The organism is Segatella copri (genome assembly GCF_002224675.1).
Taxonomy (GTDB): domain Bacteria; phylum Bacteroidota; class Bacteroidia; order Bacteroidales; family Bacteroidaceae; genus Prevotella; species Prevotella copri_U.
In genome coordinates this window covers 117,449-141,888 of sequence record NZ_NMPZ01000009.1, presented here as the reverse complement: position 1 = coordinate 141,888, position 24,440 = coordinate 117,449, and the positions used below count along the sequence as shown (strand labels likewise).

Below are 24,440 nucleotides of genomic sequence, written 5' to 3'. Positions count from 1 at the left end.
AAAAGTTTAAACATTTAACCTGATGTTTTGAGATAAATATAGAAATTACTATATTTGCAGCATGATTACGGAATATGGTATAGAGGCAAAGTCTAATTCTGAGATTATATCAGAATTGGGAGGACGATGCTATACATATAAACATAAAATTTTAAAGCAAAGAATATGAGGAGATTTATATTTATTCTGATTGTCTGTGAGTTCATGTCTTTGGCATGTATTGCTGCAAATAAGACTATAAAAGGACATGTTGTGGATGAATTTGGTAAGAACGTTGAATTCGCTAGCGTATATGTAGATAGTATTTATGCGGTATCTGACAAGGAAGGAAATTTCTCTCTGGTGGTGCCCGATGGTATGAAACAGGAACTTGTGATTAGTCATATCAGTTATCAGACCAGTAAAATTCCTTATGATGTATATAGCAAAAAGACTTCGCTGCAACTTACGTTGAAGGAAAAGACCTGTGATTTGTCTGATGTAACTGTTGTTTCCGGTAAAAAGCAGGAAGGCATTCTTGGGAAAGGAGTTCGGGCACCAGGTGATGTTGCATTTCATAACGTTAGAAGCACGAAATATGAAACGGGTCCCTTATTTGTTGTAAATAAAGACTATTATGTGAAAACTGCCAAGTTGCGAGTACAAAAATGTACTTTTGCTTTATGCACAATTCGTTTAATCATTTATGAAGTAAAGGGAACAGTTTTTGTGCCTGTACAGCATCGACCTTTGTACGTCCGATTATCCGAAATTTCAGATAAGAAGGATTTATCTGTTTGGATAGAAGAACCGTTGAAGCTGGAGCGCAATCATAAATATTATATAGGTGTAGCTGTTATGGCAAGTAGCGGTAATGGTGAAATTCATTTTCCTGCTTATTTCAAGAAGGGCTGCGTAAGAAATCTGTGTACAGATAGAAAAAAGAATTTGCCAGTAACCTTGGGCGTTTCTCTTTATGGTATATCCGCAAAGCATCTTCAGTAACATATTTTATTGCAATAACTAAAGATATTTAAATATTTAACCCTATATTTGGCGATAAATAAAGAAATAACTACATTTGCAGCATGATTACGGAATATGGTATAGAGGCAAAGTCTAATTCTGAGATTATATCTGAATTAGGAGGACGATTCAAGCAATATCGTCTGTTCAGCAATCTCACTCAGAAAGAGGTGGCTGTAAAGGCTGGTGTGAGCATTTTCACCATTAGCCAGTTTGAAAAAGGCGAAGCTAAGAACATAGGCTTTGGCACTATTCTTTCTCTGTTGAGGAGCATTGGATTCCTGCAGGAAGCAGAGAAACTCTTGCCGCCACTGCCAATTCTGCCTAGCCAAGTGAAGAAAATGAATGAAAAGAAGGAAAGGGTAAGACATGAAAGATAATGTTGTGCAGGTGAATTTGTGGGATAAGAATGTAGGCTTGTTGTCTTGGGATGACAAGCGGGGCTGCTCTGTCTTTCAATTCGACCAGGATTTTATGCAGTATGGATGGAATATTGCACCATTGGTTGCGCCGTTGGATTCTGTTTATGTACAAAGAACTTTCCCTATGTCAGGAAACAGAGAAAAACTATATGCCGGTTTGCCTGAGTTCATAGCAGATTCTCTGCCTGACCATTGGGGAAATGTGGTCTTCGAGAAATGGATGGAAGCCAATCATCTGCAATCCAAAATGGTAAATGCAGTGGATAGACTGTCTTTTATCGGTAAGAGAGCAATGGGTGCCTTGGAATTTCAGCCTGCTCATATCCAGGAGGATGCATCTGTAAATATCGAGTTGGCTTCACTTTATGAACTTGCCAATAAGATATTTCTGGACAGGCAGGATGTGAACATTGATATGAGCAACAGTCTTATTATGGAAGATTTGTACAAGGTGGGAACTTCCGCTGGCGGTCAGCGTCCTAAGGCTATTATCGGTATGGATGAGGCTACAGGTATTATTCGTTCTGGCCAAGCCGATTTGCCGTCTAACTTTAAGCACTATATATTGAAGTTTGATACAAGCAGGAAAAATGAACTTCCGTTTACCAGGGTAGAGATGGCTTATTATCTGATGGCCAAGGATGCCGGTATCAACATGATGCCTTCTCGTTTGGTTGAGATTGAAGGAACCCAGAATTTCCTTACCCAGCGCTTTGATAGGGTAGAGGGCAGAAAAATATATACTCAGACTTTAGCTGCCATGAGTTCCTTGGCTGATACTTACGAAGATTTGTTTGTGGTGGGTAGAAAACTGAAATTGTCTGCAGAAGAGCAAACCCAGCAGTATAGAAGAATGGTGTTTAATGTTCTTGCAGAGAATGTTGATGACCATACCAAGAACTTCTCATTTGTGATGTATCCCAATGGAGAATGGCATATATCGCCAGCTTACGACATCGTGTTTTCCGCCGATCCTGATTCGCATTTCTATCGTAACCATGAACTTACGATTCTTGGCAAGCGAAAGAATATAACGAAGCAGGATTTGATGCTTTTTGCACAAAGACAGGATATCAGAAATGCTTCTAATATCATAGAAGAAGTGGAAGACGTGGTGATGAATTTCAAGTCTTATGCCGAAAAAGTGGGAATCGATGAGCACTGGATACGCAAAATAGAACGGGTTTTGGAAGAAATCCGTAAGTAAGCGATTTCATCAGGCAATATTTTTAGCTCCCTTACTCCTTTATTTCTTTCATGTTTGCAGGATTATAGGGAGTCAACTGCTGCATCTCCTGCTCTGTTGCTTCAGGCAAGGAAGGTATCTTGTTTCTGATGCAGAAATCGGTAATGGCGGCAGCTGATTCTTTGGGAGTAGAAGAATCCGGTTTGATGGATTGCTTCTTTTCTACATACTCCTTTTCCGTGATATATAGCTCGGTAATCACATGGATGAGTTGCTGCTGCTTGTCTTTCTTATGAGAGAAAAGATAGCTGTTGTCTGATTTCTGGAAGAGCAGGTCCTTGAAGGAATAGTAATCTTCAGGACTTATCTGATAGGTTTCCACCACATGGTCGTAGATATCTGTCTGGGTATAACCGAAAAGCTGGTGCGTCAGATTCTTGTAGGTAGGAAGCTGGTTGATTTCTATCTGACAGATATTCCGACTGCTGTCTGTTTGAATACTGCCTATTGTCTGCTGATTGAGCAGGACGAGTTGAGAGCCCAGTGAATCTTTCAGCTGATATTTCTTTCGATATTGCTCAATAAGTGTCTTCCCTTCCGGCCAAGGTCGGAAGGTTCCTTCGTCGCTGACCATGAATGCTCGTTTCTTGTCTTCGGAAACGAGTCGGCTGTTGTGAAGATTTCTTTTGGAATAGGCATTGAGATCCGTCTTTCCATTCTTCAGGTTGATGTAATACTCCACGATGCCGTCGTTGAAGTATTTCATTACAGAGTCGTTGGTCTGGTAACTGCGATAATATCCCTTAAGTCTGATGAAGTGAGGACGATTCCCTGTTACGTTCACATCCTCCAGTTTCTGTATTTTTGTGATATGTCCAGGCATCTTCTCTTCCTTGTTCTGCGCTATGAGACTGGTAGGAAGGAAGAGGAGAAGCACAAATAGATATTTCATATAATGATGATGTTTCATATTGATGATGCTTTAAAAAGAATACTTAATGATGTGTTTATATGAGCTGTTGCTTCTACAGGGAGGCTGCGCAGTTCTTCCTCAACCACATCCCGAAGAAGCGGTCGTAGATGATATAGCTGCCATTGTACTTGTAGATGAATTCTCTATTGATCAGCGTCTTGAGAGCAAGACTCACGCTGCTGGCTGCAGGCAAGTTGTGGCGGCTGATGAAATCCTGCGAAAGAATGGAGGTGACAGCCTTATCCTGGGCAATGGCAGATAGAAGGGCAGCCTGATTGTCTGTAAGGGAATCGTAGTAATTCACGAATGCCACTTCCTGCTCGTTCACCAATTCCAGGGTTACATCATCTATTTCCGCTGTCGTTATTTCCTTTCCGTTCTGATAGAGTCGGTTCAGAATATCCTGAATATACCAGGTTTGACCATCCACCTTATTATATAGATAGGCAAAGGTATCAGGATCCATGGTCAGATTCCGGGTCCCCATCCATCTGTTGGCAAAATGATGATACTCATCCTGGTTGATGAGAGGAAGGTTGAGAATTTGCGAACTCTGATAGAATGGGCGCTTTGCCGACAGGAACATGTCGGTCATCATGTGCTGCTTACTGCCTGCAAAGATGAAATATACATTCGGCAAAAACTGGATATAGGAGCGTAGCAGGGCCTCTGTGCCATCTTCGGGATATTCGGCTATCTGCTGGAACTCGTCTATGGCAATATAGATTCGTTTCTCCGATTGTTTCAGATACTCGAAGATATGTTTAAGGGAATCTTCGCGCTGGCTTGGTGAAACCGTAATCGAGAACGTAGGGATTCCCGTCATCTCATCAAACGACATCGTAGGCTTGTAGCCGGCAAAGAAAGTGGTAATCTTGCGCATGGCAGTTTGTGAGAAAGTATCAACCTTCCCGATAACCGTCTTTGCCAATAATTGGATGAATTGGCTCAGATTTCTTGTGGCATTGATGTCGAGATAGAAACAATGCGTTTCAGGCTCCTGCTTACTGATGTTCTCAAAGACATGGTGTATGAGTCCCGTCTTTCCAATGCGTCGAGGAGAGATGAGGACGATGTTACGCTCATTCTGCAAAGCCTTCATGATGACTTCCGTCTCTTTCTTGCGGTCGCAGAAGTATTCTGCTCCCTTATATCCGTAGATAACAAATGGGTTATTCAGCTGTTCCATAACGTTTTATATCTATTCCATGTTTTATGTTACATGTTTTATGTAATGCAAAGGTAGTAATAATCTTTTAGGTAAGAGATATATTAGTAAGAACTTTATTACTAATTAACTTTTTACTAGTTATACTGATGTCATTTTTGGATTCCCCGAATTTTGCAAGCATGTGTAAATTTATGAAATGCTTCAACCATACAGGTCGAAATCGGTTGTTATCAGGTTAAAACCGTAAGTAAGTAAACGATTTCATATAAATATAATATAGAAAAGGGTGGTTATTGCTTTTCTTTTTGTATCTTTGCAACCGTTTGGCAATTGTGAGTACCAAATCATATCTAAAGGAAAAAAGAATATCTAATAAAAAATAAGAAGTAATGACTACACTTACAATTTCTATTATTGTCGTTTTCGTGCTCGGCTATGCACTCATAGCTACCGAAAGCTTGACTAAGGTTAACAAGGCTGCGATAGCCCTGTTGATGTTGGTAGGTTGTTGGACTCTCTACATGGTGGATCCAATGCAGTATCTCCAGTTGATGCACCCTGATTATACAGGCGGCGCTGCTGGAATGGTGGAGAAAGTGACCGGAATCATCCAGGAACATCTGGGCGATACCGCCACAACACTCTTCTTCCTGATGGGTGCAATGACCATCGTGGAAATCGTTGACCAGAACGGCGGATTCAACTGGGTTCGCAAGGTGATGAAGACCAAGTCGAAGCGTGCGCTCCTCTGGCGTATCGCTATCCTTACCTTCTTCCTCTCTGCAATCCTCGACAATCTGACCACCAGTATCGTGATGATCATGATTCTCCGAAAGCTCGTCACCGACCACAAGGATCGCATGGTTTATGCATCCCTCGTCATCATCGCAGCCAATTCGGGTGGTGCCTTCTCACCAATCGGCGACGTTACCACCATCATGCTCTGGAACAAGGGACTGATTACCGCAGCCGGCGTTATAGCCGAAATCTTCATCCCGTCTGTGGTTTCCATGGTGATTCCTGCCCTCATCCTTCAGACCATGTTGAAGGGCGAACTCGTGATGCCTGAGGTTTCTGACCAGCAGAATGCATCGGTCAGCGATTTCACCGAAGGTCAGCGCAAGGCTGTGTTCTGGTTGGGAGTAGGCGGTTTGATCTTCGTTCCTATCTTCAAGAGTATCACCCACTTGCCTCCATTCGTAGGAATCCTCCTGGTATTGGGCGTTCTCTGGACAGCTACCGAAGTTTTCTATCGCGGTTTGCATCGTGGAGCTGATGCTGAGGGCACTCAGAAGCGAGTAACCAAGTTGCTTTCTCGTGTTGATATGAGTACCATCCTCTTCTTCCTCGGTATCCTGATGGCAGTATCCTGCCTGGCTGAGATTGGCGTATTGACCGCTTTGGGTCAGGGCTTGAACGTCGTATTCGATGGCAACCATTACCTGGTTACTGGTATCATCGGTGTGCTTTCAAGTATTGTTGACAATGTGCCTCTGGTAGCCGGATGTATGGGAATGTATCCTGTGGCAGCCGCTGGCGATATGGCTGTGGATGGTGTCTTCTGGCAGTTGCTGGCCTACTGTGCCGGTGTCGGTGGTTCTATGCTGATTATCGGTAGTGCCGCTGGTGTGGTAGTAATGGGCTTGGAGAAGATTACCTTCGGCTGGTATATGAAGCACATCTCCTGGATTGCTTTCGTAGGTTACATCGCAGGTATCGTTTGCTACTGGTTCATCCGCACCTTCCTTTATGCTATCTAAAGGATAATACTTTTCTCTTACGTGAAAAAGTTTTTTTTGAAGAAAAAGTCTCAAAGTCTCATTTTTAGTTAAAAATATCGACTTAAAGACTTGATAGATAATAAGATAAAAAGAATGAGACTTCTCGGTTTTGGTGCCGGGAAGTCTCATTAAAGTCTCATAGAAGTATCATTATTTCACTTTTTCTTTACGAGATACTTCATTCCATCTGCAAATCTCTTGTGTTTCAACTCACTCATATTCGCCAGTTTTCTGCCGAATCCCATCAGGCTGTTTACCTTGAGCGATGAACCAATCTGCTTCTTCAGATAGTCGAAAATTTCGGCGGCAGTAAGATACTCACCCTCTTTCTCATCCTCAACCAATTCAAAATAGAGTAGGAAATACTGGTCTATCGGCTGGATTACCTCAAACTGGCTGTTGCTCTTCATGATCAGCTTCACCTGCTGCGCATCGAAATAACTCTTTTCGCCATTGCGCAAGGCAGAAAGTGCCTGGGCAAAAAGCTGCTGATAGTTCGGACGCACGCTCACGTCGATAGGCCCCGTCAGTTCCACACCGATGAATCTTCGGTTGCCGGATGGATCGGAGAGAATATCCTTCATGTTGCTCGTGGCGATGAACGAGGCGAGACGAGGAAATTCCATGACATGACTGCCATACGGAGGCTTGTATTTCAGCGTAGGCAACTGGATGAGATTCTTCAGAAATCCCTGCTGCACCTGTGGCGAAATCTGGTTGAACTCATCGAGATTGATAACCATAAACTGCGCCATCGCCTGATAAACCTGACGCTTTTCCGACAGAATAAGATTGTCACTATACCCCCACTGCAGTTCCGGCGGTAGCAGTCGGCGACAGAAAGTACTCTTGTTGTAACCCTGTTTGGAAATGAGAAGCGGAGCCACCGAGTTGCCGTATTGACGATGTGAATAGCCGCGCCACTGATCTACCATGCCCAGGAACCAGGTGTAAAACCAGTCTGCCCAGTGAGGATTGGCGGTAGGCACCGTGCGGGCCAAGGCACGGATATGATCCTTTCCATCCCATTTGTCGTAGCATTGGAAGAGATATTCATCTATCGGATTATAATTTTTGATATAATCAGACTCAAGGAAATTACGTACATCCTTGATGCTCACCCGGATATCAGCCAGCTGCACCTCCAGCGTCATACGCTTCTGCACTCTCGGATCCACAGGTTGGTAGCCATACCATCCCTTGTCCTTCGGTATGTATTCCACGAATTTCATCACCGTGTTGTATCTGAAATCATATCTGCTTTTCAGCAGCTGCATCATGTTCACGATATTCTCGCGAATACTGTTCTTGTCAACTTTCTTTCCTCCTTCCGGAGCCCTGAAGTCAGGAATTGTCAGCTGATGATTATCCGTGCTGGGAGCTGGGCTTTGAGATCGTGCATGACTATCAATCTTCATCGCCACCGCCTTGCCGTTGAAATAAGGCTCCGCATCGATCGTCATCATGAAACTGTTGTGAATCGAAGGCTCTTGGGATAGGGTAGAGCCAGCCTCGATAGAAGGTTTCGGACCATCTACAAGAATCGAAGCCTTGACAATAGCCTGATATACAGGGAAAATCTGCTGGTAAGCGATGCGGTAGAGATGCTCGGCATCCGCTTCAGATGTAGGCAGGGAATCATTTTCGCCCTGGAATTTTATCAGAACGATAATAGTCTTTCCGTCGGCACCTGTGATGGCAGCAAGGGTAGAAGGCAGAATGGCTACCGAGCGCTTAATACCCTCCACACCATCCACATCGGTGATGTTGCCAAATTTCAGCAGCAGGATGCCGTTGAAAGCCTTCATCTTCAGGTTGTTGTTTTCGTCTTTGACGAATTCAGCTGCGGGATAGATGTGAATCCATTTCGGCATATCCTTGTAGCCTTCATAGTTGTTGCTAAGATACGGAACGTGTTCACGGAAATGGGTGATAGTCAGTTTGCTATCATCTCTGGCGAATCGTTCCATCAGCTTCTCCATCGTCTTGGTACTTACGAGAAGCTGTTTTTTATTATTTGTATGTACGATAGTTACCTTCATTGTATTTCTGGTTAATGGTTAAGTGTTAACTGTAAACTATAAATTGTAAACTATAAACTCTTTTCTGTGTTGCCCAAAACTGGTCACGATTTTTGGGCACTCATTGCCCGCCTTATGGGCACTTGTTGCCCAGCCCTTGTTCTGTGAATGCCCACTTGGTGGGCTATGGATGCCCGTGTAACGGGCATGGTAGGATCAACTAATGGGCATAGAGGGAACAACTGATGAACGGAAAAAGTAGAACAATAAATTCTTGGAAAGATTAGATGTTTGTGAAGTCAATCTCTTCAGAGAAGTGTTCGAACTCAACGTCTTTATATCCGTATCTGGCGAAGAGCTGTTTGATATATTTCTGCTGTTCCGGGAGGAGTTTCAGTTGTCCCAGTTTGTATCGGTAGTATTGTCCTTTGCTACCGAGGTAGTCTCTCATTTCGGCGCGCAATGCAGGTGCGTCTTTCACTTTCATTTCGGCAAATAGTTTGTCGAATCCCCATGCCATTTTCACGACACGCAGCGGAGCGAAGTATTTGCATTTCCCGTTTTTCAGGGCATTTGGGAAAATGGCATCTCCTCTATCAGTCTTCTCGTTTTTGTAGAGGCCGGATAGATAGTGGATACACTTGTCTTTCATCGGACATGGTTCGGTGAAGCAATAGGTGATGAGGCTAGGAACGTTTCCGTATTCGAAAGCCTTTTTCAAAAGTTCCTTTTCATCCATATAGGTTATGTTTTTAATGAAACATTTCTATTATAACGAGAAAAAAGGGTATTTATTGTCTGAAAACAAGAATTTTTTATCTGTTTTAGTAGCTTATTTCCGCCTATTAATAGCATTTTTCTGCTTCTTATTAGTATTTTTATGATGCATTTCCATAATTTTATGATACTTCCATGATACTTCTTTCGCCATTTTCTGAGAAGTCTCATTCGATAAAATAATCTGAGAACTAGATATATAACATTATTTTTTATATAAATAATGAGACTTTGATACTTTTTTTGAGAAAAATTATTTATGAGTATGCGCGCGATGAATCCTTTGCGTTACCTACCATTCTGCTTGATGCAAAAACGTTGCTTACTCATAAAGGTCATCCAAAAACATATAAAAAGTACGAAATCTTTTGCGGGTTTCATGCTTTTTGTTTATCTTTGCAGAAGATAGTGTATCCTGAGACAGAATGAAGCATGATATTGGCTATATCTGATAGATTTCTGTCGTAACCACTTACTCAACTAGAAAAGGAGCAATTATGAAGCAGAATGTGAAACGTTTGCCTTACGGTATCAATGACTTTGAGGCTGTTATTGAACAAAATCAATATTATGTGGATAAGACGATGTATTTGCCTTTGTTGGAAAACCAGCCTAGCAACATCATCTTTATTCGTCCACGTCGGTTCGGTAAGAGCATATTCCTGAGTATGCTCCATGCTTACTATGACTGTAGCAAAAAAGAGAAATTCCAAACTCTTTTCGGTGATTTATGGGTAGGTAAGCATCCTACTCCCTTACAGGGAAGGTATCAGGTTCTTCACCTTGATTTCTCGTATGTAGGTGGTAGTATTGACAAGTTGGAGGAAAACTTCGATATGTATTTGCGTGTCAAATTGGATGGCTTCATGCGAATTTACCAAGAGTTTTATCTGACAGATTTTAAGGAGAAGTTCTTTAAAACGGATTCAGCTACGGAGAAACTGGCTTTGCTTCAAGATGAGACTGCGACCAAGAGCATTCCTCTCTATCTGATAATCGATGAATACGACAATTTCACCAATACCGTGCTCAATGAACAGGGCGAGAAGGTATATTGGGCAATCACCCATGCCGATGGCTTCTATCGTGATGTCTTCAAGAAGTTCAAGGGTATGTTTGAGCGTATTTTCATCACTGGTGTCAGTCCTGTTACCCTGGACGATGTGACAAGTGGATTCAATATTGGCTGGCATATCTCTACCAAGCCGGAGTTCAATCAGATGTTAGGCTTTTCTTTGGAAGAAGTACGCAAGATGTTTGCTTATTATAAAGAGGTGGGGGGAATTCCTGCAACAAGTGATATCGAGGTGATGATAGACGAGATGAAACCTTGGTACGACAATTATTGTTTTTCTGAGGATGCCTTGAAAAATCAGAGTAAAGTGTTCAATTGTGATATGGTAATCTACTATCTCCGAAACTACATGGATAGAGGCGAGGCTCCAAAGCAGATGATAGATCCAAACACGATGACTGACTACAACAAAATGAAGAAACTTCTTCAGTTGGATAAGTTGGATGGCGATCGCAAAGGCATTATTCGCACGATAGCCGAGACGGGGCAGATAGTGACAAGCTTGGAAAATACATTCCCTGCCAGTAGGTTGACTAATCCTCAAACATTCACCAGTCTGCTGTTCTATTATGGCATGCTTACTATAAAGGATACTTTCGGTGATATGCTGATATTGGGTATTCCAAACAATAATGTTCGTAAGCAGTATTATGGCTATTTGTTGGAGCAATACCAGGAGGAAAAGTTTGTGGACTTAACTCAGATGAAGATACTGTTTACTTACATGGCTCTTGAGGGGAAGTGGCGTGATGCTTTGGAGGCAATGGCAAAGGCGTATGAGGATGTCTCATCTGTTCGTGACGGTATCGAGTCGGAGCGCAATCTTCAAGGTTTCTTCATGGCATATCTGAATTTGAACAATTACTATTATACCGCTCCTGAGCTGGAATTGAATCATGGTTATTGTGACTTTTTTCTTTTGCCAAACCTTACCCATTATGCAACCAAACATAGTTATATATTGGAATTGAAGGTGTTGCCAAAGAAAGATTATGAGGCAAAGCCTGAGGATGGCAAATTTTCCAAGGCAGAAGTACAATGGCAAGAGGCAGAGGAACAGATCAAGCGATATGCCATGGCTCCAAGGGTTGAGGCTCTGCGCCAAGGTACAACGCTCCATAAAATCATCATGCAGTTTGTTGCTGGCAAGTTGGTGAGAATGGAGGAAGTGGTGTGTTGATTGTAGCATTCTTTTATGGATATTTTCGATAATTTTAAAAGCGTAGAGTCCTGCTGGCATTACAGCCAGCAGGACTCTACGCTTTCCCTATTAATTCTCTTAAATATGTCGTCTGCAAGATGAACTCTATTGAACTCTACAAAGCTCTATTGAATTCTTACTCTGCATTTGTCTGCTGCTCTGTCTCTGTAGTCTCCTGCTGCTGAGTTGTCTCCTCCTGAGTATTCTCCTGCTGGATAGAATCCTCAGTGGTAGCCTGTGGCTGGATAGGAGTGCCAATTTCTGTTGTATCTGAAGGAGCATCTGGAGCCACGGTATCAACTGGTGCTATCTCTGCGTTACCTACCATTCTGCTTGATGCAAAAACGTTGCTTACTGAAACCATTACCATAGCTGCGATAGCTGCAAACATAAACTTCTTCATAATCGTATATTTTTTAAATGTTACTATTTAATGTTACTTACTTTCTTTCTTTTTTGTGGATTCGTTGTCGAACCCGCTATTCATAGTCACAATCTGCGTGCCAAAAAAGATGGGCGGAAATTATATATATTGATTATCAGGTATTTGCGTTTTTGTGTACCAAAAGTAGATGGTGTGGAAAATGAGGAAAGTATGTGGAAACATTCCCCGAAAAGTTGGGGAATGTAAGGTACCCAACCATATAATAATAGGTAAGCTATGATTTTCAAAAGAAAGAGTCCACTCATGACGAATGGATTCTTTCTCCGATTTCTATAATTGTTCCATCAAATCTGGCTTTAGCAAGAAATCCATTAATCCGACAATATAAAAGCCATTGTTGTCATGATATGGTTTTATGTCATCGCGCATTATGATTATCTTCTTAAAGGAATCGTCGATTCTTTTTAATGAAGCACATTCTTGCTCTCTTTTGTCATCATCAGGCATTGCAAACTAATAATCTCTTTTTATAATCATAGTCGTTCCCGAAAAGTGTCATTAGTGTCAACTTTCGGGAATGCAAAGGTACGCTATTTATCGGAAAAAAAGAATTTTATTCCCGAAAAGTGTCATAATGACAAAAATCGGGAATAAGTCGGCTCCTTTGTGGGCTTTTGCATTCAAAATCTTGTAACGTAAGCCCCAGAAAGTAAGATGTCAATGGCTTTTCGTGTGTTCATTCCCGAAAAATGACACAAATGTCAAAAACTGGGAATGTTTAATAGATTTAAACTTTTGGCTTGCTCTTTAGAAATCCATGTGTATGCTTCTGTATCAAAAAGCGCAGAATCCTGCTGGCATCACTGCCAGCAGGATTCTATGCTTTTCTTATTATTCTAATATGTCGTCTGCAAAATGAATTCAATTGAACTCTACAGAGCCCTTGTGAATTCTTATTCAGCATTTGTCTGCTGCTCAGTCTCTGTAGCCTCCTGCTGTAGAGTAGTCTCCTGTTGTGTAGAATCCTCAGTGGTAGCCTGTGGCTGGATAGGAGTGCCAACTTCTGTTTAATGTTACTTACTTTCTTTCTTTTTTGTGGATTCATTATCGCCCCCGCAATTCATAGTCACAATCAGTGTGCAAAAAAGAAGAATGAAAATGATATGGGTTGATTGTCAGGTGATTATGCTTTGTGTACCAAAAGTAGATGGCGTGGAAAATGAGGAAAGTATGTGGAAACATTCCCCAAAATCTAAACCTCCTTGCCAAGTAAGACTACTTCTTCTTCCCATTTGTGTCCCCTCACACAACTTTTTTCGAAACTTTATGGCTAAAAATTTTGTAGATTCGATAATAATTGTTACTTTTGCGGAGTCATATCCTTACTGGAAGCTCCAACTGGGCGAAGGTGGGATGGACATATATACATAAAAGGCGTAACTGTACGCTTTGGTTTTGACGCTATTAGAACTTCGCAACTTCCAAATGTCTGTCAAGAACAAAGCAACGGGGACGCCCCTTGGGATGTATTATATATACAGCCCTTGTCGGCTCATAGCATTTCGGCAATGAGTTGATAGGTGGTGCTATATACTTACATCGGCGTGGGGCTTCCAGCGTTGTTCGTTTCGACAGACAGGGCAATGCGAAGGCCTTAATAGCGTGGAACGGGCAACAGACTGGCTCCGCGCTTCTTTGTATATATACCTTAATAATAATCTGGCAGGTTGGGAGCCTCTGTCATTAAATAGGAAAGGCATGAGGCAGTCTGAACGTGCAAGTATAATGAGAATAGTTTCTGATTTGATAGAGGCTGATGGTATCATTGATGCAAGAGAGATTATCTTTCTTGATTCTTTGCGTGAGAAATATGGAATCAAGAAGGAAGATGAAGTAGCTGCTGCCTCCTATACTTTTGCGGCGGCTTTGAACGAACTTCTTTTGGCTGATGATAGTCTTAAGCATGATTTGATTGGTGATTTCAATCAAACGGCAATGTCTGACAATTATTGTGCAAGGGAAGAGGCTTTGCTGATTCTAGCTTTACGTTGTTGTATGACTATCAATATGGGAAGTTCGGTAACTGTACTTTCCATTGATACATCTGAAATAAAATTTGAAGATACTCAAATTCTCTATGTTGAAAGTGAATTTGATAAGAAAATCAATGAGCAAATTCAAAATAGTTATCGGGAAATCTGTTCGGAGATACGGTTAGCGGGTTTTGATTTTGTTTATTTGCCAAAAATAGCGGAACATTATCAAAGTATTTCTGAAACGGATTTGTATCAGATTGCAGATTTCTTATATCCTAAGGTAAGCTATGAACGACTGCAAGTTATTATTAAGCAGTTGCGTAGCTTGTCAACAGAACGTTTTTGTAAAGACCTATTGGCTGCGAAATTGAATGTGAAAGAGTTTGGACTAGTAAATCCTTCTTTCATGATAAAGATTGGGGAATCTTTTGTTAATGATAGAATGGTGTCGAATTTCTTGCTTGTAGAAATAGAGGATGAAGCTCTTGGTACTATTCGTAAGATATTGGATTTGTTGGCTGAGAACTATCATAATCTAAGACTGAATTATTTGCAAGAAGAAACTGGCCGTTTTATTTTCCGTGGTTTTTATAAGCAGATCTTTGATATTCTAATGCTTCGTAAGGGTGTGAAGAGTTCTGTTGTCATTGATACTTTAAAAGAGCAAATTTATTTTCCTGAGGCAGATGTCAAGTTGGAGAAAATCCACAGAAGGGAAAAGGCATTATATGCTTTGTTTTTGTTAGAGTCTATGAGTGGAGGTATCAACTTTAATAAGCCTGTAACTGCCAAACAACTTGAAAGATATCAAAAAAGAATGGCTGCTATTATGAAGAAATATCAAATCATCTATAAGAAGTTTGGCGGTGAGGCTGATAAAGCTCCTAATATCTTGGATTATGCAACTCGTGCGCCAATGATTGCATTATTGAAAAAACAGATATTGAAATTGAATGATGTTTTGTTCCATGCAGAAGACTATATAATACAGCGTAATATGTATGGTAACTATGGAGTAAGAATCTCGGCAGATTTGATGACTTATCAGGATGGTATAGATGAGGGAATAAAACAATTAACGGATTCTGATGAATGGCAAAGAATCTCAGCCTTGTAAGGTTGCAACTTGTTTATTAGACTTTTTACTCTTGCTAGCTTGCAACGTTTGCATATTTAATAAGGTATAGAGAAAAATGATTAGCTTTGCACCATCAAACAGATAATAATAACAATTTAAATATTTGAGAATATGATCAATCTTGAAAAAGGACAGCGCATTAGTATGGATAAGGGGCTGTCATTAGTAGGTGTAGGACTCGGTTGGGATCCAAATGAGGGTTCTGGTTATGATTTCGACTTGGATGCTTCTGCTTTCATGTTGGGTGAGAATGGTCAGATTCCACAACAGGAATTCTTTGTATTCTATGGAAATCAGAAAGCTCCAGATGGCTCTGTGGAATCTACAGGCGATGATCTGACTGGTGGAAATAGTGATGGTGGTGATGATGAAACCCTGAATGTTGACTTGACAAAGGTTAGTCAAAACATTAAAGAGATAATCTTTACTGCAACTATTTATAAAGCTGATGAACGTCGCCAGAATTTTGGTCAAGTACGAAATTCTTATATTCGTATCTATGATGCAAAGACAAATACAGAGATAGCTCGTTATGATTTGGATGAGGACTTTTCTATAGAGACAGCTGTAGAGTTTGGTCGTCTGTATCGTCATAATGGAGAATGGAAGTTTGAGGCTATTGGTAATGGTAATAAAGGTGGTCTGCAGGCTCTCGTAAACAAATATGCTAAACAATTTGCATAATCGCTTATGGCTATTAATTTGATTAAAGGTCAACGAGTTGAAATCGAATCTGGTTTGACTCGTTTGAAGGTAGAGATGGGATGGAAGGTGAATCCAAATGCAGACCCTGCATATGATTTGGATGCATCAACTTTCCTGTTGGGTAGCAATGGGCAGATAGAAAACGAATATGATTTCGTATTCTATGGTTCACCAAATACTATAGAAGTAAATGGGGAAGTACGTCCGTGTTCTGTGGACAAAAGTGTCCTTGGCTCCGTTGACGATTTAGGTGATGATGACGATGATACTGGAGAGGGAAATGAGGAAATTGAAGTGGATTTGACAAAAACTTCGGCTAAGGTGCAAGAAATCCTTTTTACAGCAAGTATCTATTGGAGTCCATCAGATGCAAATGACCCTGTGAATGCTCCACGAATGAAGTATAATTTTGGTCAGGTTCGTGATGCATATATTCAGATTAAGAATGCAATAAATGGAGAGGTTATTTGCCGTTATGATTTGGATGAAGACTTCTCTACCGATAAAGGTGTTGAATTTGGTCGTTTGTATCGTCGTGGTTCTGAATGGAAATTCCAGGCAGTAGGTGAGGCTCATAAAGATGGACTAGAACCTATTTGCAGAAAGTATGCTTCTAAATTTATGTAATTATGGCAATCATTCTAGAAAAGAGCGGTGATACTCATCGTATTAATTTGGAAAAGCCTACAGCGGGCAAACCTTCTGCAGGTGAGATTGTTATCAATCTTGACTGGAGTAAAGGGGGATTTTTCAAAAATCTCTTTGGTAATGCCATTGATCTGGATTTAGGCTGTTATTATGAATTGCGTAATGGCAAGAAAATGCTGATAGATGGTTTGCAATTTTCTCATGGTAGAGGAGGTGATCGTCATCATGTGACTCGCCAAGGTTGCTATGATATGGCTCCTTATATATGGCATCAAGGCGATGATCGTGGAGGTGGTGCCTCTTCAGGAGAAACCATTCTTGTGAATCCTGTAGGTATCAATGAAATCAAGCGCATTATAGTTTATACCTTTATTTATGAAGGCGTAGCTAAATGGTCGGAGACGAATGCTGTTGTAAAAGTCAAAGTTCCAGGCAATCAAGATGTCATCGTGAAAATGGGGCAACAGTACAGTGACAAAAAGTTCTGTGCAATAGCCCAGCTAGATTTTGCTGGTGATAATTCTATTACAGTGAAGAAACTGGTAACATTTCATGATGGACATCGTGATTGTGACAAACAATATGGATGGGGATTCAATTATAGTCCTGGCAGTAAAGATTAATTATTTAAACTTGAGAATTATGGCAATAAAACTTGAAAAAGGACAACGCATTAATCTTGAAAAAGAGACTGGTGCGAAATTGACCAACTTTTGTGTTGGTTGTAACTGGGGAGCTATCATTAAGAAAACTTTCTTTGGTTTGTCTACATCTGTTGTAGATGTTGATTTGGATCTTAGTTGTATGATGTTTGATGCTAATGGTAATGTGGTTGACCATATTTGGTCTCCTTTATATCAATTCAATGGCAAACTACCTCAAGGCAAGTTGGATTCAAATGATCGTGCTCTTCATCATACAGGTGATGACCTAACAGGTGATCAAAATGGAGATGATGGTCTTGACAATGAGATTATTACTGTTGACTTGAATCGTGTCAGCTATAATGTGAACTCTATCGTGTTCTTTTTGAACATATATAATAATAATGAATATAGTGGTGATTTCTCAGGAATTCCATATGCTTCTATTCGTATGTTTGAGGGTACACCTGAAAGACCACCTAAGCAAGTGTTTGCTCAATATAATGTAGCGACTAAGACAGAATGTGTAGGTAAGCGTGCTCTTGTAATGGGTAAGTTGTACCGACGCAATGGTGAATGGAAATTTGCAGCAATCGGTGATGCGTTTGAAGATAGAACTATCGGACAAACCATTGTTCGTGTGGCAAGAGATTATTCAAAGTAAAATGTTTATAAAATGAGAAGATTACCTGTATATCTACTCCTCGACACTTCGGGTTCTATGTATGGTGAACCTATCGAGGCAGTGAAAAATGGCGTTCAAACGCTTATCTCCACGTTGAGAAGTGATCCGTATGCGTTGGAAACAGCGTATATCAGTATTATCACTTTTAATACATCTGCACAGCAGGTTTCACCTCTTACAGAGTTGGCGGCATTCCAACAGCCAAACATTGATGCAAGTGGTTGCACAGCATTAGGTGGTGCGTTGGAACTACTATCGCAGAAGATAGATAGTGAGATTACAAAGACCACAGCTGAGGTAAAGGGAGATTGGCGACCATTGGTTTTCATTATGACAGATGGTGAACCGACCGACTCTATTACAAAGGGACTTGAGGAATTCAAGAAGCGTAAGTGTGGTATGGTTGTAGCTTGTGCTGCTGGTCAAGGTGCTAATACCAATACGTTGAAGCAAATCACAGAAAATGTGGTTCAGCTAGATACTGCCGATAGTGCGACTATCAAGGCTTTCTTCAAATGGGTCTCAGCTTCAATCAGTACAAGTAGTAAATCTGTTGAGGATACTGCTTGCGAAGCTACAACAATGAGTGAGTTGCCACCTCCACCACCAGAGGTTAATATCGTAGTATAAATTTTATTAAGGATGGTGCTCTTTCGTAAGAGCATCATCTATAATTTAATCTTTAAACAAATTATGAGTAGAAGATTACCTGTTTATATATTGATAGATACTTCTGGTTCCATGAAAGGTGAACCTATAGAGTCTGTGAAGGTGGGACTGTCGGATATGATAGCATCTTTGCGATTGGATCCATACGCTTTGGAAACGGCTTGTATCAGTATTATAACATACGATAAGGATGTCAAGCAAATTCTTCCTTTGACCGAATTGGAGAACCTTCAATTGCCGGAGATTGCTTGTCCTGAAGCTGGACCAACTCACATGGGAGCAGCTTTGGAATTGTTGTGTCAACGATATGATGCAGAGGTGAATATGGGATCTAAAGAGCAAAAAGGCGATTGGATGCCATTATTGTTTATCTTGACAGATGGAAAACCTTCGGATTTGTTGGCATACGATAATGTGATACCAAAGGTCAAAGCACATCAGTTCACAAATATTGTGGCTTGTGCTGCAGGACCTAAGGCAAAAACAGAACCTTTGAAGAAGCTTACTAACAATGTCTTTACACTTGACACAATGGATAGTAATACATTCAAGAAGTTCTTCCAATGGGTATCAATCAATATCATAGGAGGTGGTAAGACGATGGGTGTTACTGACCCGGTAGAACTGCCTGCACCTCCAACAGAAGTAAATTTAGTGGTATAAAGTGATATGAATTGCAAGATAGTAGGATATGAGTATAAGACTCTTGAAGTGACATTGTCACCAGAAGAATCGTTTTATGCAGAGCGTGGAAGTATTGTCTATGTTGATGAGGCTTTGCAACGTGATGTGGAGTTTAATGGAAGTGGTTCTGGCAATGGTGGATTGGGAAGCCTTTTGGGTGGTGTCTTGAAATCTGCGTTGTCAGGTGAATCAATATTGATAATCCGCTTTTATAATCCAACAAATATGGAGAAAAAAATGGTACTTTCAGGTAGTTGTTGTGCTCTCGTTCCTATTAGATTGCAAGGAGAAAACTTAATCTGTCGTCGTGGACATTATGTTGCATCCACGAATAAGATAAACTTGAACCTTAATATAAGCCTTCAAGGATTAGTGGGTGGAGTAGGACTTTTCCAAAAGATAGATGGTAATGCTACTGTTTTTCTTGATTCCCTTGGTTCCCCAATAGAAAAGATTCTGGGCATTGGTGAAACGATAGAAATTGATGAAAATCATATCGTAGCTTTCAAAGGTTTCTCTTCTTCACAGATTCAGGCAGGTTGGTCTGTTGGTAATGTTTTGCGAGGAGAGGGATTGAGTTTGATGAAGGTGATAGGACCTGGTAAGGTCTATCTGAGTCCTCTTCCGATGATAGTTTATAAAAATAACTAAGTTTATTGTGTATGAACAGCTTTTTAAAAAATGTATTAAGTTTGCTTAAAATTCGTTTAAACTCTCCCCAGGAAACAGAAAACAAGGGAGAGGGGACTAATATGCGTCCTATTCAAATTGATAAGCCGATAATTCTTCCCGAAACGAATGGGGATTCTGTAGTGCACCCTATGAATATAGCAGATAATGTTTCTTATATAGAGCCAAAATGTAGTACACAAGAAGAGGTATATAACTATTTGATGGGTTCTCCCTCTGGCATAACTTTTGTACATGGGAAGGCAGGATGCGGAAAGACTTATCTAATTAATAGAATCACCCAAAAGGTTCAAGGCTGTCAGGTGCTTGTTCCTACAAATCTAGCGGCATCATTATATAAAGGTGCAAGGACTATGCATTCTTTCTTTTATGGTGCTTTTGATAATTTAGATGAGGGATATCAGAATCCAGAAAATATAACATCAGGTAAAGTTGCTTCTATTCGTCATTCATTGATAGGAGTAAAACTTCTTGTCATAGATGAAATATCAATGGTTCGTGCAGACTTATTTGAAATGATGAATCAAATTTGTCAAAAGGCATTGGAAAATACTTTGCCATTTGGCGGCATTGCTGTTGTACTAGTTGGAGATTTATTCCAACTTCCACCAATAGTAAGTGATGATGCAGTATATGAATATTTGAAAAGGGAATATGGAGGAATCTATTTCTTTAATAGTCACATTATACAAAAAGAACTAGATAATGTAAAACTTTTTGAATTAGCAAAATCTTATCGTCAGCAAAATGATTCTGAGTTTGTTAAGATATTGGATGAATTCAGAAAGCCAATGAGCGAGAAACGAAAAGTTCAGGTAATCAATGAAATAAATCGAAGAGTTGTTGATGATAAAGATTTACCAAAAGATGCTGTCTATATTGCCTCTTCGAATGAAGAAGTGAGAAATGTAAATACAAAAAAGCTAGAGGAATTGCCAGGGGTAAAGACTACGATAGATGCGGAGTATGTTATTCGTAAGAGAAATAGTGATGAAACTGTAACCTTGAAACATAGTGAATTACCTTCAAAGGAAGATATTCGAGAAATTATAGTACCTTCAGCTTATGATTCGCAACTTATCTTTAAAATAGGTGCAAGAGTTGTTCTTACCAAAAGTAGTAAGCGAATGGGATACATTAATGGGGACTTTGGTACTATTCTAGATTTTAATGGTGACTATTTTACTATTCTTCTTGATAAAAATAAGATGTCAATCATGTGCCCAAATCCCAATGATAGATACAAAGCAAGTCAAAAGACAGAGTATCGCTATGAGATGATATATGATGAGCAAAAGCATAAATTAGTGAGAAAGACTCCTTTTGTACAACGTACGAATCAGTTTCCAATAAAGCTTGCTTATGCTTTTACGATACATAAGGCACAAGGACAAACTTATAATCAGGTTATTATAGACTTGAAAAGTCATATTTTTGCTCCGGGACAATTGTATGTTGCTTTGAGTCGTGCAAAATCTCTGCAAGATTTATACTTGACAAAGCCAATAACATATAGCGACATAATTTCTGATGATGAAATTTTCGAGTTTTTAAATAAGTTGAGAGTAAATCAACAAGTAACTACAGAAAACAAGCAAGAAGCTGTTAGTGTTCGGAACGAAACAATAAAAGTTGCAAATCCTATATGTGACAATTTTATATGTTTTATTCGACAACGAGAAGTTTGTATGTCTTCCGCAGAATTGATGATTCATTCTCTTAATGCTTTTAAGTTATTGGTTCATTCTGGAGAATATGAAAAAGCATTTTGGGAATTGCAAAAGGTTATGGAACTTATTATGTCTACGTATCAAACAGATGATTATTCACGGATGATTGATGATTTTTTGGTTGGCAATTACACGGAAAAGAGATGTCTGAATGCATTGAATGTGATATTTGAGATTTATACGGATGTAATAAGACATCCACTAAAGCAATGCCAATTAGACAATAGAACATTGACAGTAAAACTTACGTAATATGTTGATTCAAATATTGATAATAATGCAATGAAATTGACAATTTAATAATATTTTAACAATGAGAAGATTACCTATATATTTCCTAGTTGACGTATCAGAGTCAATGGTAGGAGAGCCAATCCAGCAAGTGCAGGATGGTATGAGAATGATAGTTCAAGAATTGCGTACCGATCCGTATGCTCTTGAAACAGCATATATATCAGTGATAGCTTTTGCTGGTAAAGCAAAAAGTGTGACGCCTTTGACGGAATTGTATAAATTCTATCCTCCAACGTTTCCTATTGGTGGAGGTACGTCTTTAGGTGCTGCTCTTAACTTTTTGATGGATGATATGGACAAGTCGTTAGTGAAGACAACCTTGGAGAAAAAAGGTGATTGGAAACCAATCATTTTCCTCTTTACAGATGGAACTCCTACAGATGATCCAACTTCAGCTTTCACTCGTTGGAATCAGAAGTATCGTCATTCAGCTAATATTGTAGCAATATCTATCGGTGATAATGCGAATACGCAGTTGCTGGGACAAATATCAGATAATGTGCTTCGTTTGAATAATACTGATGAAATTTCGTTCAAGTCATTCTTCAAATGGGTTACTGCTTCCATCAAGGCAACAAGCGTTTCTGTGACGGATATGGGTGATGATGACGTAAAGTTGGCACCTACATCTGGTATAAATCTTGAAAAGGTAGATACTTCTAAGCCTTGTATCATAGATGAGAATTTTGTAGTGTTGGTAGGCAAATGCTCCAATACCAAGAAAACTTATCTCGTAAAATATGCAAAACGAATGGCTGAGTACAAGGACATGGATTACGGAAACCTTGGCTTATTGAAGAATGAGTTTAAGTTGGTTGGTGCTTATCCTATAGATGAAGAAACATATAATAGCTTGTCTGATGGAAATTCTAACCAGAGTATCAATACTACTGCTTTGCGTGGTGTACCAACCTGTCCTTGTTGTGGCGCACAATTAGGTGTAGTGGTCTGTGAATGTGGTAATATTATGTGTTCAGACGGAAATACGACAGCTTGCCCTTGGTGTGGTATGGAAGGCTCTTTGGGTGAGATTGCTGCAGGTGGAGCTGATATAACAAGAGGAAGAGGATAAAGCTATGAATGTAGAAAAGATAATAGATATAGTTTGTCAAGGGAAGAACGACGAGAAGGTGGAAGACTTCTTGAAGTTCCTTTCAGACAAATTGTGGAATCAATATAAAGAACATCTGATGGACAATATTTTAGTTGCAGAAAATAAAGTAAGGTCTTTAGTATTTTCGATACCGAATGCTAAAGAAGGAAAGGAATATTCACAGACAGTGAACGTTCCTGATGAAAATATGGTGCTTGTTGAAGTAAGCGGCATATCAGAAGAAATGCATGGTTTAACGATAACTGTGGCGGAGGATGGACATAGTTTTACTATTAGTGGTTTACCAACTTTAGAGCCATTACGTAATGGTGGTACAGCAACGGCTGAATCAACATTTGAATTGACGCTATGCTATAAATATAAAGGTATATTCTTGCCAGAAGATAGACCCGTCTTAGAACGTAAGATTCCTTTTGTCATCAATCAAGACCCACGTAAATTGTGGAAGAATTTACCTGTGGATTGGGAAAATATGCCTGAACCACGTTATCAGAATGAAGATGTACAATGTGAATATGTGAAGGTTGAGGCTCTGGATGACGGTGCTCCTCAAAAGGATATTGTAGCTGCCAGCAAGCGTGGCCGTTCGCATGCCCAAGAAGCAAAACCTCGTGATGACCATTTCAAAATGGCTCATCTTGAAAATGGATGGTATATTATGGCTGTTGCTGATGGAGCTGGTTCTGCTCCCTTTTCTCGTGAAGGTTCTCGAATAGCTTGTGAAACGGCAGTCGATTATTGCAAGGAGCAATTGTTGGATAGTAAGAAATTTGAAGAAGAGATAGATACATATGACCAGTTTAAGGAAGACAGCGAAAGCGAGGCTCGTAAAATGGTTGGGGATTATATCTACAAGATTGTTGGTACGGCTGCCTTTCGTGCTCAAAAAGCAATTTATGCTGAGGCTGCTGCACAAAATCAACCAACAAAGATTTATGCTACGACTTTATTGTTGACGATTTGCAAGAAGTTTAGTTATGGTTGGTTTGTTGCATCTTTTTGGGTTGGCGATGGTGCAATATGTCTCTATGATAAAGAGATGCATACCATAAAATTACTTGGTGTACCTGATGAGGGAGAGTTTGCTGGTCAAACTCGATTTTTGACAATGCCAGAGATATTCAAGGATGCGACAGCTTTATACCAGCGTCTTCGCTTTTATATAGTTCCAGACTTTACTGCATTGTTCTTGATGACAGATGGCGTAAGTGACCCAAAGTTTGAAACAGACGCAAACTTGAATAATCCTGATAAATGGGATGCACTTTGGAATGATTTAAAGGAAAAAGGGGTGGATTTGTCTGATGATAATGAAGCAGCCAAAGAACAACTTCTTAACTGGCTAGACTTCTGGTCACCAGGTAACCATGATGATAGAACGATTGCAATATTGTATTAGAAAAGTA

Annotated in this window: 21 protein-coding genes; 16 read left to right on the top strand and 5 right to left on the bottom strand. The window is 40.0% G+C overall.

Annotated elements, in window-relative coordinates; genetic code table 11:
- The first annotated feature begins 165 nt into the window (after positions 1-165).
- From CFT61_RS07515 to CFT61_RS07505, 3 genes are all read left to right on the top strand, one after another.
- Complete coding sequence (locus CFT61_RS07515; RefSeq protein WP_089543834.1) at positions 166-984, top strand: carboxypeptidase-like regulatory domain-containing protein; 819 nt, start codon at positions 166-168, stop codon at positions 982-984.
- An 83-nt stretch (positions 985-1,067) separates the two neighbouring features.
- Positions 1,068-1,385 carry a helix-turn-helix domain-containing protein gene (locus CFT61_RS07510; protein WP_089543833.1) on the top strand — a complete coding sequence of 106 codons (318 nt, stop codon included), beginning with the start codon at positions 1,068-1,070 and terminating at the stop codon, positions 1,383-1,385.
- Positions 1,375-2,634, top strand: coding sequence for a type II toxin-antitoxin system HipA family toxin (locus CFT61_RS07505; RefSeq protein WP_089543832.1), 1,260 nt, complete (start codon positions 1,375-1,377; stop codon positions 2,632-2,634). Before CFT61_RS07510 ends, CFT61_RS07505 begins: the two co-directional genes overlap by 11 nt.
- Positions 2,635-2,665: 31 nt before the next feature.
- Here the strand turns inward: CFT61_RS07505 and CFT61_RS07500 are convergent, their stop codons facing one another.
- The gene (locus tag CFT61_RS07500) at positions 2,666-3,565 is read right to left on the bottom strand and encodes a hypothetical protein (RefSeq protein ID WP_089543831.1); all 900 of its coding nucleotides are present in this window, start codon (positions 3,563-3,565) and stop codon (positions 2,666-2,668) included.
- Positions 3,566-3,638: 73 nt separating this feature from the next.
- Positions 3,639-4,775 (bottom strand): AAA family ATPase, encoded by a 1,137-nt coding sequence (locus tag CFT61_RS07495; RefSeq protein WP_089543830.1) that lies wholly within the window; start codon positions 4,773-4,775, stop codon positions 3,639-3,641.
- Between the two features lie 371 nt (positions 4,776-5,146).
- Between CFT61_RS07495 and nhaD the strand changes: the two genes are divergently transcribed.
- Complete coding sequence (gene nhaD / locus CFT61_RS07490) at positions 5,147-6,517, top strand: sodium:proton antiporter NhaD (protein ID WP_089543829.1); 1,371 nt, start codon at positions 5,147-5,149, stop codon at positions 6,515-6,517.
- A 176-nt stretch (positions 6,518-6,693) separates the two neighbouring features.
- Here nhaD and CFT61_RS07485 read toward each other — a convergent pair whose 3' ends face one another.
- The gene (locus tag CFT61_RS07485; RefSeq protein WP_089543828.1) at positions 6,694-8,580 is read right to left on the bottom strand and encodes a VapE domain-containing protein; all 1,887 of its coding nucleotides are present in this window, start codon (positions 8,578-8,580) and stop codon (positions 6,694-6,696) included.
- Positions 8,581-8,842: 262 nt separating this feature from the next.
- On the bottom strand, positions 8,843-9,298 hold the full coding sequence (locus tag CFT61_RS07480) for a DUF6078 family protein (RefSeq protein ID WP_089543827.1): 456 nt from the start codon (positions 9,296-9,298) through the stop codon (positions 8,843-8,845).
- A gap of 535 nt (positions 9,299-9,833) precedes the next feature.
- Here CFT61_RS07480 and CFT61_RS07475 point away from each other — a divergent pair.
- Positions 9,834-11,591 (top strand): ATP-binding protein, encoded by a 1,758-nt coding sequence (locus tag CFT61_RS07475; protein ID WP_089543826.1) that lies wholly within the window; start codon positions 9,834-9,836, stop codon positions 11,589-11,591.
- A gap of 157 nt (positions 11,592-11,748) precedes the next feature.
- Here the strand turns inward: CFT61_RS07475 and CFT61_RS07470 are convergent, their stop codons facing one another.
- The gene (locus tag CFT61_RS07470; RefSeq protein WP_089543825.1) at positions 11,749-12,015 is read right to left on the bottom strand and encodes a hypothetical protein; all 267 of its coding nucleotides are present in this window, start codon (positions 12,013-12,015) and stop codon (positions 11,749-11,751) included.
- 1,740 nt (positions 12,016-13,755) lie between these two features.
- Here CFT61_RS07470 and CFT61_RS07455 point away from each other — a divergent pair.
- From CFT61_RS07455 to CFT61_RS07405, 11 genes are all read left to right on the top strand, one after another.
- A complete protein-coding gene (locus tag CFT61_RS07455; protein WP_142990588.1) occupies positions 13,756-15,150 on the top strand; it encodes a hypothetical protein in 1,395 nt (464 codons plus the stop codon).
- 132 nt (positions 15,151-15,282) lie between these two features.
- Complete coding sequence (locus CFT61_RS07450) at positions 15,283-15,855, top strand: TerD family protein (protein ID WP_089543821.1); 573 nt, start codon at positions 15,283-15,285, stop codon at positions 15,853-15,855.
- Between the two features lie 6 nt (positions 15,856-15,861).
- The gene (locus CFT61_RS07445) at positions 15,862-16,503 is read left to right on the top strand and encodes a TerD family protein (protein ID WP_089543820.1); all 642 of its coding nucleotides are present in this window, start codon (positions 15,862-15,864) and stop codon (positions 16,501-16,503) included.
- A gap of 2 nt (positions 16,504-16,505) precedes the next feature.
- A complete protein-coding gene (locus tag CFT61_RS07440; protein WP_089543819.1) occupies positions 16,506-17,147 on the top strand; it encodes a stress protein in 642 nt (213 codons plus the stop codon).
- A 19-nt stretch (positions 17,148-17,166) separates the two neighbouring features.
- Positions 17,167-17,832: a TerD family protein gene (locus CFT61_RS07435; protein ID WP_089543856.1), complete on the top strand. Its 666-nt coding sequence runs from the start codon at positions 17,167-17,169 to the stop codon at positions 17,830-17,832.
- A 12-nt stretch (positions 17,833-17,844) separates the two neighbouring features.
- Positions 17,845-18,483, top strand: coding sequence for a vWA domain-containing protein (locus CFT61_RS07430; RefSeq protein ID WP_089543818.1), 639 nt, complete (start codon positions 17,845-17,847; stop codon positions 18,481-18,483).
- Between the two features lie 63 nt (positions 18,484-18,546).
- Positions 18,547-19,185 carry a vWA domain-containing protein gene (locus tag CFT61_RS07425; protein WP_089543855.1) on the top strand — a complete coding sequence of 213 codons (639 nt, stop codon included), beginning with the start codon at positions 18,547-18,549 and terminating at the stop codon, positions 19,183-19,185.
- 6 nt (positions 19,186-19,191) lie between these two features.
- Positions 19,192-19,857 (top strand): AIM24 family protein, encoded by a 666-nt coding sequence (locus CFT61_RS07420; RefSeq protein WP_089543817.1) that lies wholly within the window; start codon positions 19,192-19,194, stop codon positions 19,855-19,857.
- A gap of 11 nt (positions 19,858-19,868) precedes the next feature.
- Positions 19,869-21,878: an ATP-dependent DNA helicase gene (locus tag CFT61_RS07415; protein WP_089543816.1), complete on the top strand. Its 2,010-nt coding sequence runs from the start codon at positions 19,869-19,871 to the stop codon at positions 21,876-21,878.
- Positions 21,879-21,939: 61 nt separating this feature from the next.
- Positions 21,940-22,992, top strand: a complete 1,053-nt coding sequence (locus CFT61_RS07410) for a TerY-C metal binding domain-containing protein (protein WP_089543815.1) — start codon at positions 21,940-21,942, stop codon at positions 22,990-22,992.
- A 4-nt stretch (positions 22,993-22,996) separates the two neighbouring features.
- On the top strand, positions 22,997-24,433 hold the full coding sequence (locus CFT61_RS07405; protein ID WP_089543814.1) for a PP2C family serine/threonine-protein phosphatase: 1,437 nt from the start codon (positions 22,997-22,999) through the stop codon (positions 24,431-24,433).
- The last annotated feature ends 7 nt before the right edge of the window (positions 24,434-24,440 follow it).